Here is a 14,376-nt window from a genome sequence, read left to right as displayed (position 1 = left end):
CTTGAATCCGAAGCACGAGGCGCCGACCATCCGTGTCGGCCCGGGAAGGCCGCCGTGCCGGAGAAGTCACCGCTGGAGAAGCTCGAGGAAGCCGTCCTGGGAGCCGTGGCCGATCCCACGGCGGCCGCGGAGAAGGCGGCGCTGCAGGTGCGGAGCTTCCTGGCCCTCGGCCTGATGGTCGTCGGCCAGGCCGCCTCCGCCGCCGCCGAGCGCCTGACGCCGCCCCCTGCCCCGGTGCCCTCGGCGCCCCGCCCACCCGGGACGCCGCACGAGGAGTCGCCGGCGACGACCGACATGGCTGCCGTCGTACCGCTGAAGCCGGTGAAGAAGGCGCCCGCCAAGAAGGCTCCGGCGAAGAAGGCTCCGGCGAAGAAGGCTCCGGCGAAGAAGGCGGCCCCCGCGAAGAAGGCCCCCGCCAAGAAGGCGACGCCGACTCCTCCTGCGGAGGGCTGACGGCCCCGCTGCTGCCGGATCCGGCCCTGGTCGTGCTGGTGGGGGCGTCCGGGTCCGGCAAGTCCACCTGGGCCGCCGCTGGCTACCGCGCCGACGAGATCGTGTCGTCCGACGCGCTGCGCGGTGTGGTCGGCAGCGGGCCGCACGACCTGGACGCGTCCGCCGACGCCTTCGACCTGCTGGAGCGCATCGTCGCCGCCCGGCTCGGGCGGGGCCTGACGACGGTCGTCGACACGCTCGGCCTCGACGGTGCCCGTCGTACGGCGTGGCGTGCGGCCGCCCGCGAGGCCGGGCTGCCGGCGGTGGTGGTCGTCCTCGACACTCCCCCGGAGCTCTGCCGGTCGCGCAACCGCGAGCGGGACCGACCGGCGCCGGCACCGGTGGTCACCACGCAGCTCCGCACGGTCCGCGACGTGGGCACGGCCCTCGACCTCGAGGGCTGGGACGTCATCCACCGGGTCGAGGCGACCGGTCGGGCGCCCGAGGACGCTGCCCCGCCGGTGCGAGACCTCCGAAGCCAGGCGCCGGAGGAGCGCCGGAGCTCGCAGGGTCTCCGGTTCGTGCTGCAGGTGAGCCGGTTCCCGTGGGGCGAGGACCCGGCGACCTGGCTGTCGGGGGTCGCGACGGCGGCGGACGACGCCGGGTTCGCGGGGCTGGCGGTGATGGACCACCTGATCCAGATCCCTCAGGTCGGTCGGGCCTGGGAGCCGATCCCGGAGCCGTGGGTGACCCTCGGTCTCCTCGCCGGCCTCGACACCCGGCTCGAGCTCGGCACCCTCGTCACGCCGGTCACGTTCCGTCCCGCCGGCGTCACCGCCAAGGCCGCTGCGACGCTGGACGCGCTCACCGGCGGTCGCGCCTTCGTAGGGCTGGGCGCCGGGTGGTGGGAGCGGGAGCACGCGGCGTACGGCCTGCCCTTCCCGCCGCCCGCGGACCGGCTGGACGCCGTCGAGGCCGCGATCGAGACGATGCGTGCGCTGTGGGCCTCCGGCACCAGGGCGCACGACGGCGCCCGGGTCAGCCTGCCCGAGACGACGTCGTACCCGCGCCCGGCCCACGACGTCCCGATCGTCCTCGGCGGGTCCGGCGACCGGACCATGCGGATCGCCGCCCGCCTGGCCGATGCCGTCAACCTGCCCAGCGCGCTCGGCACGCTCGACCACAAGCTGCCCATCCTGCGCGAGCACGCAGAGGCGGCGGGGCGAGAGGTGACCGTCACCGTCCTCGACCTGCCGGTGGTTGGCCGCGACCGCGACGACACCTGGGCACGGGTCGAGCGGCTGCGCGGCAGCACCCCCGCGGGTCACTACCTCCGGCGCACCAACGCCGGCGTCCCGGCTCAGCAGCGGGTCCGCTACGCCGAGCTCGCGGAGCGCGGCGTCGACACGGTCTTCCTCGCGGTGGGCGACCTGGACGGAGCCGACGACCTGGAGCGTCTCGCGCCCCTGCTCGACTGAGCCTGGACCCAACGGGGTACCGCTCGCGGGAGCAAGAGAACCGACGAAAGGTGATGTGACGTGCTGCTGACGAAGCCGCTTGGAATGATCAAGGACCTCGCCCAGGGGACGGTGGTGGTCGGGCTGACGGTGGCCGGCCGCGTCGCCCGTCCGGTCACCCGGGCCGTGACGAGCGCGGTGGCCGCACGAGGGCCCGGCAGCGACGCGCCCGAGAACAGATCTCCCACGCCACAGGCGGTCCCGAGGCCGCAGGCCGTCCCGACGCCGGAGACGTCCCGGCCCCAGGGCGACCCGTTCCGACCCGTCGTCGCGCAGCAGGCCCCGGCGAAGAAGGCGGCGACGAGGCGCTCCCCCGCTCAGCGGTCCGCCGAGAGCGGCACCGGCACCAGCACCAGCACCAGCACCGGCACCGGCACCGGCAGCGCCACGGGCCACCCCGAGGTCGAGGCGACACCGGCCGACGTCGCGCACGTGGTGTCCGCCAAGAAGGCCGCCGCCCGGAAGTCACCGGCCGCGAGGACTGCACCGCAGAAGGCCGCGACGAAGAAGGCCGCGGCCACGAGCGCCACGAGCCCAGCGAGCTCGGCGGGCGCAGCGACCACGAAGAAGGCCGCCACGAAGGCTCCGGCCAAGAAGACCGCCGCTCAGAAGGCTCCCGGCAAGAAGGCCGCTGCCAAGAAGACCGCCGCTCCGCCGGCCCCGGAGCCGCTGCTGGACCCGGCGATGACGAAGGCGGTCAGGAGCGAGTCGGCGACCCTCGCCCGCGCGGCGGACCCGGACAAGGGCTGAGCGGGTCCCGACCGCGCCGCCGCGGCACCCGGCTCCCACCACGCCGGGTGCCGCGGCGGTCACCTCAGCTCGGCGCTGGTCAGCCCCAGCACCCGTCGGGCGACGATCAGCTGCTGGATCTGCTGGGTGCCCTCGAAGATGTCGAGGATCTTGGAGTCGCGCGCCCACTTCTCGAGCAGCTCGGCCTCGCTGTAGCCGAGGGAACCGGCGAGCTGCACGCACGAGAGGGTGATGTCCGAGCCGACGCGGCCGGCCTTCGCCTTGGCCATCGAGGCCTCCAGCGAGTTCGGCTGCCGGTTGTCGGCCATCCACGCGGCCTGGAGCATCAGCAGGTACGCCGCCTCCCAGTCGGCCTCCATCTGCAGGAGCCTGGCGGCCGCTGCCGACTGGTTGATCCCGGGTCGGTCGTAGTCGACCGAGACCCCGGCCTCGGCCAGCAGCTCCCTGGTCAGGTCGAGCGAGGCCCGGGCGCAGCCGACCGCCATCGAGGCGACCAGCGGGCGGGTGTTGTCGAAGGTCGCCATCGCGCCGGCGAAGCCCTGCTGGGTGTCGACCTCCGGCGATCCCAGGAGGTTGTCGGCCGGCACCCGGCAGTCCTCGAACCGGATGGTGGCGGTGTCGGATGCCTTGATGCCGAGCTTGCGCTCGAGGCGCTCGACGGTCATCCCGGGCGTGCCCTTGGGCACCACGAACGACTTGATCGCGGCCCGTCCCAGGGACTTGTCGAGCGTCGCCCAGACCACGACGGCGTCGGCCCGGTCTCCGGAGGTCACGAAGATCTTCTCGCCGTTGATCACGTAGTGGTCACCGTCGAGGACGGCGGTCGTGGAGATGTTGGCGGAGTCGGAGCCCGTGCCGGGCTCGGTGATCGCCATCGCGGCCCAGACGCCGGCGAAGCGCGCCTGCTGCTCGTCGTCGGCCACCGAGGCGATGGCGGAGTTGCCGAGGCCCTGGCGGGGCATGGAGAGCAGCAGCCCGACGTCGCCCCAGCACATCTCGGCGATGGACATCACCGAGGCCAGGTTGGTGCCGTTCCTGACGCCGCCCTGCTCGCTCGACGCCGACTCGCGCCTCACTCCGGCCGCGCCGGCGCCCTCGCCGGCTCCGGACTCCGAGAGCCCGTCGATCATCGCGGCGAGCATGTCGAGCTCGACGGGGTAGGCGTGCTCCGCGGCGTCGTACTTGCGCGAGATCGGTCGCAGCATGTTCATCGCGACCTGGTGGGCCTGTCCGGTCAGCTGCCGGAACTTCCTCGGGTCGTCCAGGGAGATGGCCATCAGAGCAGCACCGTGCCTTCCATGATCGCGATGGCCCGGAGGTCGCGGTACCACCGCTCCACCGGGTGCTCCTTGACGAAGCCGTGGCCGCCGAGCAGCTGCACGCCGTCGAGTCCGATCTGCATGCCCTTGTCGGCGCACAGCTGACGGGCGAGCGCCACGTCGCGGGCGATGTCCGTGCCGGCGGCGGCGCGCGAGGCCGCCTTCCAGGTGAGCAGCCGCATCGCCTGCAGCTCGATGGCGATGTTGGCGACCATGAACGCCACCGACTGCCGGTGCGCCACCGGCTCCCCGAACGCCTCGCGCTCCTTGACGTACGGCGTGACGTGGTCGAGCACCGCCTGGCCCACGCCGACCGCCAGCGCGCACCAGGCCAGCCGCGAGAGCCGCACGCACTCGGCGTACGTCGTGCCGTCGGTCGCGCCGAGGACCGCATCGGCTCCGACGGTCACGTCGCGCAGGTGCAGTCGCGTCAGCCCGGCGGCCCGCACGCCCATCGCCGGGTCGGCCTCGATCTCCAGGCCGGCGGTCCCGGCCTCGACGAGGAACAGCACCGGGGCGCCGTCGAGCGAGGCGCCCACGACGTACACCTCGGCCTCGGCGCCCCGGGCGACCGCGGACTTGAGCCCGTTGAGCACGAAGCCGTCGGTGGTCCGCTCCGCCGTGGTCGCCGGTGCCAGCACGTCGAAGAGCACGGTCGGCTCGGAGAGTGCGAGCGCTGCGGCCGGCACCGCGTCGCCGGTGAAGGCCGGCAGGTAGGTCTGCTGCTGGGCGTCGCTGCCCCACAGCCCGAGAGCGGTCGCGACCGATCCGGGTGCCAGGCAGGCGACGGCCAGGCCGAGGTCGCCGTGCGCGAGCGCCTCGGCCACCAGGGCCCCCGCGACGGCTGAGCGCTCCTCGGTGATGCCACCCAGCGCCTCCGGCAGCCCGAGGATCGGCAGGCCGACCTCGAGGCCGGCCCGGAGCACCGACTCGGGAGCCGCGCACGCCTCGTCGGCCTCCGCGGCCGCGGGTCGCAGCACCTCCGCGGCGAGCTCGGTGACGACGTCGACGAGCAGCTGCTCGTCCTCGGTCGGGGTCAGGTCGAAGACCCCGGAGGTCGTCGTGACGCTCGGGCGGGTGCCCGGGTCCGACGGCCTCCCGGCCCGCGCGAAGGTCCTCCCGGCCCGGGTGATCGTCCGGAAGCCGCCGCGGGTGGCGGTGTAGACGGCCGTCTCGGTCTGCTTGCGGAGACCGAGCCGGTCGAGCACGTCGCTCTGCGCCAGGCGGCTCAGCGCGGCGACGGCGTACCCGATGGGGTCGCGGCTCTCCGTGCTGGCGATCCCGTGCTTGCCGCCGGGGCGGAGGGTGTCGAGGAGGGCCATGCCGGTAATGTAACTCGGAGTTACACCAAGCGCCACGGTCGGACTCGTGGGTCGGGTCACACCCATCGGAAGCGGGGGCGGCCCCGCAAGCCGCGAGAACCTAGGATCTGGGCCATGCCCGACGAGCCCCTCGCCCCGCACGGACCACTCCCGACCGGCGGCAGGGTCCGCCCGATGACCCGCTGGGGCACCCCGGTGATGCACCGGGCGCAGGCCACCGTGCGGACCTACGACGACGCCCTCCGCTCCCTCGCCGCCGACATGGTCGCGACGATGTACGCCGCCGACGGCGTCGGACTGGCCGCGTGCCAGATCGGCGAGGACGTGGCGATGTTCGTCTTCGACTGCCCCGACGAGTCCGGTCAGCGCACCGTCGGCCTGGTGTGCAACCCGGTGCTGACCCTCCCCGAGGGCAAGGACCGCAACCTCGACACCGACGACGAGGGCTGCCTGTCCTTCCCCGGCGCCTTCATCGAGTGCGCCCGGCCCGACTTCGCCACCGTCACCGGCACCGGGCTCGACGGCGAGGTCGTGACGTACTCCGGCGACGGCCTGCTCGCGCGCTGCCTCCAGCACGAGACCGACCACACCCTCGGCACCGTCTTCGGTGACCGGCTCCCGACCAAGCTGCGCAAGAGGCTCCAGAAGGCCCACGACAAGGTCGCCGCCGACTACCCCGCCGAGTGGCCGGCATGACGCCCGGACGGGTCCGGATCGTGCAGCTGCCGGCCGAGGCGATCATCGCCCTGGCCGACGGCGACCTCGCCGGCGCCAACGCCGCCTCGCCGGTGCCGCTCTCGGCCTGGATGGTCTCCGAGCGCTCCGTCAGCACCTGGAGGTACCGCGCCGTCCAGGCGGTCGAGACGCCCGCCGACCTGCCCTGGATCACCGGCGTGCTGTGGGACGACGAGGCCGAGGTGGCGGTCGGCCAGTCCGGCTTCCACGCCGCCCCGGACGTCGACGGCATGGTCGAGGTCGGGTACGGCGTCGACCCGGCGTACCGCCGTCGCGGCTATGCCCGTGCCGCCCTGGAGATCGCGATCATGCGGGCCCAGGACGACCCCGACGTCCGCACGCTGCGCGCCACGATCTCACCCGACAACGAGGCGTCGCTCGCGCTGATCCGGCAGTACCCGTTCGTCCACAACGGCGAGCAGTGGGACGAGGAGGACGGGCTCGAGCTGATCTACGAGCTGCCTGTCTGAGGCCGGTCGGACCCGCGGTTTGGTCACCAACCGCAGCTCTCGGGGCCCTATTTCTGCGGTTGGTGACCAAACCGCAGGTCTCGGGGCCGTGCTTCTGCGGTTGTTGACCAAACCGCGGGTCCCGGGCCGCGTTTGCGGTTGGTGACCAAACCGCAGGCCCCGGGACCCTATTTCTGCGGTTGGTGACCAAACCGCAGGGTCGACGGCTCAGCGCCGAGCGGTGATGTAGCAAGCGACGGCAGTCGCCGCAGCGACGTTGAGGGAGTCGATCCCCTCCCGCATCGCGATGATCGCCCGCCGGTCGGCCGACGTCTCCCAGCGCGACGACAGCCCGTGCCCCTCGGACCCGAGCACCAGGGCAACCTTGTCGACCCCGGCCACGGCGTCCTCGATGGGGAGCGCGTCGTCGGCCAGCGTCAGCGCGACCGTCGTGAAGCCGGCGGCCGACAGCGCGGGCAGCGCGTCGTGCCAGTCCGGGAGCCGGGTCCACGGCGTCGTGAAGACCGCGCCCATCCCGACCTTGATCGAGCGCCGGTAGAGCGGGTCCGCGCAGCGCGGTGCCAGGAGCACGGCGTCGAAGCCGAACGCTGCGCCGGACCGGAAGATGGCCCCGACGTTGGTGTGGTCGACCAGGTCCTCGAGCACCAGGACCGAGCGGGCTCCCTCGAGCACGTCCTTGACGCCCGGCAGCGCACGACGCTCGATCGAGGCCAGAGCGCCGCGGTGCACGTGGAAGCCGGTGACCTGCTCGACGAGGGTCTCGCTCAGCACGAAGCACGGCGCCTCGGTCGTGGCGAGCACGTCGGCCAGGCCCTCGACCCAGCGCGGCGCCATCAGGAACGACCGGGGCGCGAACCCGGCCTCGACCGAGCGTCGGACGACCTTCTCCCCCTCGGCCAGGAAGAGCCCGTGCTCCGCCTCGACGGTCTTGCGCAGCTCGACGTCGCGCAGGTCGCGGTAGTCCGCCAGTCGGGGGTCGGTCGGGTCGGTGATCTCGACGACGGTCGCCATCAGGCCTCGAACGCGGCCGGGTGCGCGACGGCGACCACCTCGCCGACGACGATGATCGCCGGTGGGCGTACGTCGTGGGCGGTCAGCTCGGCGGCCAGCGTGCCGAGGGTCGCCAGGACGGTGCGCTCCCCCGGCATCGTGCCGTCGCTGACCACGGCGACCGGAGTGGCCTCCGGCCGACCCCCGTCGACCAGGGCCGACGCGATGGCGGGCGCGTTCTCGACCGCCATCATCAGCACCACGGTGCCGGTGAGCTGACCGATCGCGGCCCAGTTGACGAGCGACTCGGGGTCCCCGGGCGGCAGGTGGCCCGACACGACGCTGAACTCGTGGGTGACCCCGCGGTGCGTCACCGGGATCCCGGCGACGGCCGGGACGGACACGGAGCTGGACAGCCCCGGGATGACGGTCACCGGGACGCCCGCCTCCCGACAGGCGAGCACCTCCTCGTAGCCGCGACCGAAGACGAAGTTGTCGCCGCCCTTGAACCGCACCACGCACTTGCCGGCGAGCGCCCGCTCCACGATGACCCGGTTGATCTCCTCCTGCAGGGCCGAGCGGCCGCGGGGCAGCTTGGAGACGTCGATCAGCTCGACATCGGCGGGCAGCTCGCCCAGCAGCTCGCGCGGGGCCAACCGGTCGGCGACGACCACGTCGGCCTCCATCAGCGCCTTGCGGCCGGCGACGGAGATCAGCTCGGGGTCTCCGGGGCCGCCACCGACCAGCACGACGCCGGGCTGCCGGTCGCGCTGGTGCCGGGCGACGATGGTGCCCTCACGCAGGCCCTCGAGGATCTCGTCGCGTACGGCGGCCGAGCGCTGCGGCTCGCGCTGGCCGAGCACCGCGACGGTCACCCCGGCGTGCCGCCCGACCGCTGGCGTCCAGGCGGTGGCGCGGGTCGCGTCGTCGGCCCGCACGCAGAAGATCCGACGGACCTCCGCGGCCGCGGTGACCTGCTCGTTGACCTCGCGGTCGGCGGTCGCGGCCACGACGTACCAGGTCTCGTCGAGGTCGGCGTCCTCGAAGCCGCGCGGGTGCCAGGTGAGCTCGCCGCCGCCGATCATGCCCTCGATGGCCGGGGTCACCTCCGGCGAGACCAGGTGGACGTCGGCCCCGACCGAGATGAAATGCGGCACCCGGCGCTGGGCCACGTGCCCGCCGCCGACGACGACCACGCGTCGTCCGGTCAGCCGCAGTCCCGAGGGGTAGATGGGGAAGTCGTCCATCCGACCATCATCCCGGCTGCCGCTGGTCGGCCGATGACGTGGGTTCACCCACCGGACTAGGTTGATCGTCGTACGCACCCGTCCGTGAGGAGCACCATGTCGCTCGACCGCCCGGTCACCCCAGATCCGTACGAGCTGCTGCCCGCCGTACCGTCCTTCACCGTCACCAGCGCCGACGTCACCGACGGCGCACCGTTGCGGGACGACCAGGTCGCGGCCGCAGGCAACACCTCCCCGCAGCTGTCGTGGGAGGGCGGACCCGAGGGCACCAAGAGCTACACCGTGACCTGCTTCGACCCCGACGCGCCGACCCCGAGCGGCTTCTGGCACTGGGTCCTGGTCGACCTGCCGGCCGACGTGACGTCGCTGGACACCGGCGCCGGCGCCGAGGGCGCGGACCTGCCCGGCAACGCGTTCATGTGCCGCAACGACGGTGGTCCGAAGGCGTTCATGGGTGCCGCTCCGCCCGAGGGCGACCAGGTGCACCGCTACTTCTTCGTCGTGCACGCGGTGAAGGAGGAGACCCTCGGGGTCGACTCGGACGCCTCCCCGGCTGTCGTGTCCTTCAACCTCGCGTTCAAGACCGCCGGTCGCGCGATCCTGCACGGCACCTACCAGCACTAGCTCCGCTGGTGAGCCCGGCGATGTCCGCCGGGCTCACGGTCGGCGCAGCGTCAGCGCCCGGACGCCCGACGCAGCAGCTGGTCGAACGGCGTGGGCTCGGCGAGCTCGTCCTCGACCGTCCGGCGCCTCGTGCCTCCGCCGTCGACCGGGCTGACCTTGCCGATCAGCAGGGCGAGCTCGCCGGCCGCCCGGACGACGCGAGCGTCGAGGTCGGTGCCGGCGAAGTCCTCGGTCGCCGCGAAGACGCCGGTCGGGACGACCACCGCGCGCAGGTAGGCGAAGAGCGGCCGCAGGGCGTGCTCGAGGACGAGTGAGTGCCGCGCGGTGCCCGCGGTCGCCGCGACCAGGACCGGCTTGCCGTCGAGCGTCCCGGTCTCGAGGACGTCGAAGAACGTCTTGAAGAGACCGGAGTACGACGCCGAGAACACCGGTGTCACGACGATCAGGCCGTCCGCCTCGCGTACGGCGGTCTCAGCTGCCGCCAGCTCGGGGGCCGGGAAGCCCGTGAGGAGCTGGTCGGTCAGCTGGTGGGCGAGGTCGCGCAGCTCGACGTGGGTGACCTCGACGTCCTCGAGCGCCTCGACCGTCGCTTCGGCGAGCCGCTCGGCGAGGAGCCTGGTCGACGACGGGACGCTGAGCCCCGCGCTGACGACGACGAGCCTGGTCATGCGCTGATCTCCTCACGGTCCGTGGTGCCGGTGACGTCGTCGACCGCGTGCACGGTCGAGTCGTGGGCACCGCCGGCGGCGGCGACCCTGGACGCGTGGGTGGGCGCGTCCGGGACGTGGGCGGGCCGGCCCTCGGCCATGCCCTTGCGCAGCTCCGGCAGCAGCTCGCCGAGCAGGTCCAGCTGCTCGAGGACGGTCTTGAGCGGCAGCCCGGCGTGGTCGACCAGGAAGAGCTGGCGCTGGTAGTGGCCGACGTAGTCGCGGAAGCCGAGCGTGCGCTCGAGGATCTGCTGCGGCGAGCCGACGGTCAGCGGGGTCGCCTCGGTGAAGTCCTCCAGCGACGGGCCGTGGCCGTAGACCGGGGCGTTGTCGAAGTAGGGGCGGAACTCGTTGATCGCGTCCTGGCTGTTCTTGCGCATGAAGAACTGCCCACCGAGCCCGACGATCGCCTGGTCGGCGCTGCCGTGCCCGTAGTGCTCGAACCGGCGACGGTAGAGGTCGACCATCTGCTTGGTGTGGCCGGCGGGCCAGAAGATGTGGTTGTGGAAGAACCCGTCGCCGTAGTACGCCGCCTGCTCGGCGATCTCGGGGCTGCGGATCGAGCCGTGCCACACGAACGGCGCCACGCCGTCCATCGGCCGCGGGGTCGAGGTGTAGCCCTGGAGCGGCGTGCGGTACTTGCCCTCCCAGGTGACGACCTCCTCGTCCCAGAGCCGGCGGAGCAGGGCGTAGTTCTCGACGGCGAGGTTGATGCCGTCGCGGATGTCCTTGCCGAACCACGGGTAGACCGGACCGGTGTTGCCGCGGCCCATCATCAGGTCGACGCGGCCGTCGGTCAGGTGCTGGATCTTCGCGTAGTCCTCCGCGATCAGGACGGGGTCGGTCGTCGTGATCAGCGTGGTCGCGGTCGACAGGATGATCCGCTCGGTCTGCGCGCCGATGTAGGCGAGCGTGGCCGTCGGGTTGGAGGCGATGAAGGGCGGGTTGTGGTGCTCGCCGGTGGCGAAGACGTCGAGACCGACCTCTTCGGCCTTCTTGGCGATGGCGACCGTGGCCTTGATCCGCTCGTGCTCGCTCGGCGTCCGACCCGTGGTGGGGTCCGCCGTGACGTCGCCGACGGTGAAGATGCCGAACTGCATGTCCGCTCACTCCTGAAGGTTGGGATCGGAACCCACTTGGTTGAATTCCGAACTATATCGCTCAACCACCCACGGACGGCGACTATTCCTGCCACCATCCTCCCGTGACCCCACCCCGCACCGACCGCCGCTGCCCCTTCTGGGTGCCCGTCCTCATCCTGGTGCTCACCATCGGGCAGCTCGCGGTCGCGGAGTGGGCGCCCGGCATCGAGCGGTTCGCCGACAAGGCGTTCGGCGCCCGGCTGATCGCCTATCCGCTGATGATGCTGCTCGTCCCGGCCGTGTGGTGGCTGGCGGTCAAGCGCCGCCGGCCCGAGGAGCCCGTGCCGTACGGCGCGTTCTCGCTGATCATGCTCGGCTTCCTGGTCGACGTCACCGGCAACAGCCTCGACCTCTACGACTCCCTGACGTGGTGGGACGACATGAACCACTTCGTGAACTGGGTCTTCCTGCTGACCGGCATCGGCCTGATCATCGGCGGGCCGGTGCGGCCGGGATGGGCGCGCGTGCTGATGGTCGCCGGGCTGGGCGCCATGCTGGCCATCGGCTGGGAGCTCGGCGAGTGGTACACCTTCATCCGCCACGGCACCGAGCTGGACACGGCGTACGAGGACACCCTGGGCGACGAGACCCTCGGCACCCTCGGCGCCCTGCTCGCCGGGCTGGTCGTGCAGGCGGTGCTCCGACGACGCGAGGTGGCGACGACGCACGAGGAGGACCCGGCGGATCCCGTGGCGCGCCTGTCGGGCGTGACGGGTGAAAGCACCTAAGACGAGCGACCTTGGTGGGTTGAGAACCACGCGACGGGGTACCGTCGCCGGGTGCGCCTGACCCGAGCCATCGTGCTGCTCACCCTCGTCTGGGGTGCGCTCCTCGGCTTCGCGACCCCGTCGTACGCCGGCGACGGCCCCGCGGCGGAGGTGGTCCGGGTCGGGACCGAGGGCACCTACCCGCCCTTCACCTACCGCGACCCTAAGACGAACACGTTGACCGGCTTCGACGTCGAGGTGATGAAGGCCGTCGGCGAGGAGGCCGGGTGGGACGTCCGGTTCGTGGAGGCGCCGTTCGACTCGCTCTTCCCCTCGCTCGACTCGAAGCGGATCGACGTCATCGCCAACCAGGTGACGATCAACCCCGAGCGCACGGCCCGCTATCTCTTCAGCACGCCGTACACCTACTCCCACGGCGTGATCGTGACCGCCGCCGACAACGACGACATCACGACCCTCGCTGACCTCAAAGGACGCAAGACCGCCCAGACCGCGAGCAGCAACTGGGCCGAGGTGGCCCGCAAGGCCGGGGCGAACGTCCAGTACGTCCAGGACTTCGGGCCGGGCGTCGAGCTGCTCACCCAGGGCCGCGTCGACGCCATCGTCAACGACAACATCGCGGTGCTCGACTACCTCGCCACCTCCGGCACCAAGCAGGTCAAGATCTCCGGCAACGCCGGCGACGAGGTCCTGGAGCAGGCCCTGACCTTCCGCCAGGCGGACCCTGTCCTCCGGCAGCAGGCCGACCAGGCGCTGGCCGCCCTCGCCAAGGACGGCACGCTCGCGAAGATCTCCGAGAAGTACTTCGGTGCCGACGTCACCGTCAAGGAGGGCTCGGCGGACGTCGACGTGAAGGGGTCGGACTCGCGGACGCGGTGGGAGGTCATCAAGGACACCGCCCCCAAGATGCTCGGTGGCCTGATCAAGGGGACGATCCCGCTCACCGTGGCCAGCTTCCTCGCCGGCCTGGCGCTCGCGGTCCTGGCCGCTCTGGCCCGGTTGTCCTCCATCCGTCCGCTGGACTGGATCGCCCGGTTCTACATCTCGGTCATCCGCGGCACCCCGCTGCTGGTGCAGCTCTTCCTGGTCTTCTTCGGCCTGGGCCAGGTCGGCATCAAGCTCGACCCGTACGTCGCCGCGATCCTCGCGCTCAGCCTCAACGTGGGCGGCTACGCCGCCGAGGTCGTGCGGGCCTCGATCCTGTCCGTGCCGCGCGGTCAGTACGAGGCCGCGACGGTGATCGGGATGGAGTACTGGCAGTCGATGCGTCGCGTCGTGCTGCCGCAGGCGGCGCGGATCGCGGTACCGCCCCTGTCCAACACGCTGCTGTCCCTGATCAAGGACACCTCGCTGGTGTCGCTGATCCTGGTGCCCGAGCTCTTCCACGAGGCGAACGTCGCGGCGGCGCTCAGCACCGAGTACCTCCCGCTGTACGCCCTGGCCGCGCTCTTCTACTGGGTGGTCTGCTACCTGGTCACGCTGGCGCAGGCTCCCCTCGAGCGACGACTGAGCAGGTACGTGGCATGACCGACCTGATCGAGGTGCGCGGGCTGGAGAAGTCCTTCGGGGACCAGCAGGTCCTCCAGGGCGTCGACTTCACCGCCGCGTCCGGGACCGTGACCGTGCTGCTCGGGCCGTCGGGCTCGGGCAAGACCACCGTGCTGCGTTCGCTCAACGTGCTGGAGGCCCCGGACGCCGGGCTGGTGCGGATCAGCGACGCGTCGATCGACTTCACCGCGCCGCCGACCGAGAAGGCGGCGTACCGCCAGGCGATCCGGGCGCTGCGGGCCCGCAGCGGCATGGTCTTCCAGTCGCACAACCTCTTCCCGCACCGGACGGTCCTGGGCAACCTCATCGAGGGACCGGTGCAGGTCCAGGGCCGCGACGTCGAGGAGGCCACCGCGTCGGCGCGCGCGCTGCTCGACCAGGTCGGTCTCGCCGGCCGCGAGGACGCCTACCCCTCGCAGCTCTCGGGCGGTCAGCAGCAGCGGGTCGGCATCGCGCGGGCGCTCGCCCTCAAGCCGGAGGTGCTCCTGCTCGACGAGCCCACCTCAGCCCTCGACCCCGAGCTGGTCGGCGAGGTGCTCGCCGTCATCCGCGACCTGGCGTCCGAGAACTGGACGCTGATGATCGTCACCCACGAGGTCCGCTTCGCTCGCGACGTCGCCGACCAGGTGCTCTTCCTCGACGGCGGGGTCGTGGCCGAGCGCGGCGGCGCCGAGGTGCTCACCGATCCGCGCGAGGAGCGCACGCAGCGGTTCCTCGCCCGGGTGCTGGACGCCGGCTGAGGCGGGACCGCTGCTGGTCGCTGGCCGGGACGGACCCTGCCGCCGGCGTACGACGTGTGGGGCTGCTCGGGTCGGCAGGTCACCGGGCCCGGATAGGGTCACGCC

Annotated in this window: 15 protein-coding genes; 9 read left to right on the top strand and 6 right to left on the bottom strand. The window is 72.3% G+C overall.

Annotation, left to right across the window (positions count from 1 at the left end; translation table 11 throughout):
* Positions 1-54: 54 nt before the first annotated feature.
* The 3 genes from N542_RS27875 (at position 55) to N542_RS26700 (ending at position 2,699) form a co-directional block, all read left to right on the top strand.
* Positions 55-453: a hypothetical protein gene (locus tag N542_RS27875; RefSeq protein ID WP_197025977.1), complete on the top strand. Its 399-nt coding sequence runs from the start codon at positions 55-57 to the stop codon at positions 451-453.
* A gap of 38 nt (positions 454-491) precedes the next feature.
* Complete coding sequence (locus tag N542_RS0112830) at positions 492-1,910, top strand: LLM class flavin-dependent oxidoreductase (protein ID WP_231482633.1); 1,419 nt, start codon at positions 492-494, stop codon at positions 1,908-1,910.
* Between the two features lie 84 nt (positions 1,911-1,994).
* Positions 1,995-2,699, top strand: coding sequence for a hypothetical protein (locus tag N542_RS26700; protein ID WP_051551721.1), 705 nt, complete (start codon positions 1,995-1,997; stop codon positions 2,697-2,699).
* A gap of 59 nt (positions 2,700-2,758) precedes the next feature.
* Here the strand turns inward: N542_RS26700 and N542_RS0112820 are convergent, their stop codons facing one another.
* The gene (locus tag N542_RS0112820; RefSeq protein ID WP_028644255.1) at positions 2,759-3,976 is read right to left on the bottom strand and encodes an acyl-CoA dehydrogenase family protein; all 1,218 of its coding nucleotides are present in this window, start codon (positions 3,974-3,976) and stop codon (positions 2,759-2,761) included.
* Positions 3,976-5,340: an acyl-CoA dehydrogenase family protein gene (locus N542_RS0112815; protein WP_081795180.1), complete on the bottom strand. Its 1,365-nt coding sequence runs from the start codon at positions 5,338-5,340 to the stop codon at positions 3,976-3,978. The genes N542_RS0112820 and N542_RS0112815 overlap by 1 nt, the downstream gene beginning before the upstream one ends.
* Before the next feature lie 114 nt (positions 5,341-5,454).
* Between N542_RS0112815 and def the strand changes: the two genes are divergently transcribed.
* Both def and N542_RS0112805 read left to right on the top strand, forming a co-directional pair.
* The gene (def, locus tag N542_RS0112810; protein ID WP_028644253.1) at positions 5,455-6,036 is read left to right on the top strand and encodes a peptide deformylase; all 582 of its coding nucleotides are present in this window, start codon (positions 5,455-5,457) and stop codon (positions 6,034-6,036) included.
* Complete coding sequence (locus tag N542_RS0112805; RefSeq protein WP_036507952.1) at positions 6,033-6,545, top strand: GNAT family N-acetyltransferase; 513 nt, start codon at positions 6,033-6,035, stop codon at positions 6,543-6,545. Before def ends, N542_RS0112805 begins: the two co-directional genes overlap by 4 nt.
* A 207-nt stretch (positions 6,546-6,752) precedes the next feature.
* On the opposite strand, the gene N542_RS0112800 is transcribed toward N542_RS0112805, so the two are convergent.
* The gene (locus N542_RS0112800) at positions 6,753-7,556 is read right to left on the bottom strand and encodes a TrmH family RNA methyltransferase (RefSeq protein ID WP_028644251.1); all 804 of its coding nucleotides are present in this window, start codon (positions 7,554-7,556) and stop codon (positions 6,753-6,755) included.
* Positions 7,556-8,782 carry a uroporphyrinogen-III C-methyltransferase gene (cobA, locus tag N542_RS0112795; protein ID WP_028644250.1) on the bottom strand — a complete coding sequence of 409 codons (1,227 nt, stop codon included), beginning with the start codon at positions 8,780-8,782 and terminating at the stop codon, positions 7,556-7,558. Before cobA ends, N542_RS0112800 begins: the two co-directional genes overlap by 1 nt.
* Positions 8,783-8,878: 96 nt before the next feature.
* Between cobA and N542_RS0112790 the strand changes: the two genes are divergently transcribed.
* Positions 8,879-9,406, top strand: a complete 528-nt coding sequence (locus tag N542_RS0112790; protein WP_028644249.1) for a YbhB/YbcL family Raf kinase inhibitor-like protein — start codon at positions 8,879-8,881, stop codon at positions 9,404-9,406.
* Between the two features lie 50 nt (positions 9,407-9,456).
* On the opposite strand, the gene N542_RS0112785 is transcribed toward N542_RS0112790, so the two are convergent.
* Both N542_RS0112785 and N542_RS0112780 read right to left on the bottom strand, forming a co-directional pair.
* Entirely contained in the window at positions 9,457-10,074 is a 618-nt protein-coding gene (locus N542_RS0112785; RefSeq protein ID WP_028644248.1) for an FMN reductase, read from the bottom strand.
* A complete protein-coding gene (locus N542_RS0112780) occupies positions 10,071-11,213 on the bottom strand; it encodes an LLM class flavin-dependent oxidoreductase (protein WP_028644247.1) in 1,143 nt (380 codons plus the stop codon). The genes N542_RS0112785 and N542_RS0112780 overlap by 4 nt, the downstream gene beginning before the upstream one ends.
* 104 nt (positions 11,214-11,317) lie before the next feature.
* On the opposite strand from N542_RS0112780, the gene N542_RS0112775 reads away from it, so the two are divergent.
* From N542_RS0112775 to N542_RS0112765, 3 genes are read left to right on the top strand one after another with little or no spacing between them, the layout of a single operon-like run.
* Complete coding sequence (locus tag N542_RS0112775) at positions 11,318-11,983, top strand: hypothetical protein (RefSeq protein ID WP_081795179.1); 666 nt, start codon at positions 11,318-11,320, stop codon at positions 11,981-11,983.
* Positions 11,984-12,034: 51 nt separating this feature from the next.
* Entirely contained in the window at positions 12,035-13,510 is a 1,476-nt protein-coding gene (locus N542_RS27170; RefSeq protein ID WP_231482632.1) for an ABC transporter substrate-binding protein/permease, read from the top strand.
* Positions 13,507-14,271 carry an amino acid ABC transporter ATP-binding protein gene (locus N542_RS0112765; RefSeq protein WP_028644244.1) on the top strand — a complete coding sequence of 255 codons (765 nt, stop codon included), beginning with the start codon at positions 13,507-13,509 and terminating at the stop codon, positions 14,269-14,271. Before N542_RS27170 ends, N542_RS0112765 begins: the two co-directional genes overlap by 4 nt.
* Positions 14,272-14,376 lie beyond the last annotated feature (105 nt).

This window comes from Nocardioides sp. URHA0020 (assembly GCF_000620705.1).
GTDB lineage: Bacteria > Actinomycetota > Actinomycetes > Propionibacteriales > Nocardioidaceae > Nocardioides.
The sequence above is the reverse complement of the archived record's forward strand: the minus strand, read 5'-3'. Positions and strand labels throughout refer to the sequence as shown.

What these genes read in the sequence shown, in the direction of transcription:
- N542_RS26700 (WP_051551721.1), top strand. Translation starts at nt 1,995, where the DNA reads ATGATCAAGGACCTCGCCCAGGGGACGGTGGTGGTCGGGCTGACGGTG.
- N542_RS0112820 (WP_028644255.1), bottom strand. Translation starts at nt 3,976, where the DNA reads ATGGCCATCTCCCTGGACGACCCGAGGAAGTTCCGGCAGCTGACCGGA.
- N542_RS0112815 (WP_081795180.1), bottom strand. Translation starts at nt 5,340, where the DNA reads ATGGCCCTCCTCGACACCCTCCGCCCCGGCGGCAAGCACGGGATCGCC.
- def (WP_028644253.1), top strand. Translation starts at nt 5,455, where the DNA reads ATGCCCGACGAGCCCCTCGCCCCGCACGGACCACTCCCGACCGGCGGC.
- N542_RS0112805 (WP_036507952.1), top strand. Translation starts at nt 6,033, where the DNA reads ATGACGCCCGGACGGGTCCGGATCGTGCAGCTGCCGGCCGAGGCGATC.
- N542_RS0112800 (WP_028644251.1), bottom strand. Translation starts at nt 7,556, where the DNA reads ATGGCGACCGTCGTCGAGATCACCGACCCGACCGACCCCCGACTGGCG.
- cobA (WP_028644250.1), bottom strand. Translation starts at nt 8,782, where the DNA reads ATGGACGACTTCCCCATCTACCCCTCGGGACTGCGGCTGACCGGACGA.
- N542_RS0112790 (WP_028644249.1), top strand. Translation starts at nt 8,879, where the DNA reads ATGTCGCTCGACCGCCCGGTCACCCCAGATCCGTACGAGCTGCTGCCC.
- N542_RS0112785 (WP_028644248.1), bottom strand. Translation starts at nt 10,074, where the DNA reads ATGACCAGGCTCGTCGTCGTCAGCGCGGGGCTCAGCGTCCCGTCGTCG.
- N542_RS0112780 (WP_028644247.1), bottom strand. Translation starts at nt 11,213, where the DNA reads ATGCAGTTCGGCATCTTCACCGTCGGCGACGTCACGGCGGACCCCACC.
- N542_RS0112765 (WP_028644244.1), top strand. Translation starts at nt 13,507, where the DNA reads ATGACCGACCTGATCGAGGTGCGCGGGCTGGAGAAGTCCTTCGGGGAC.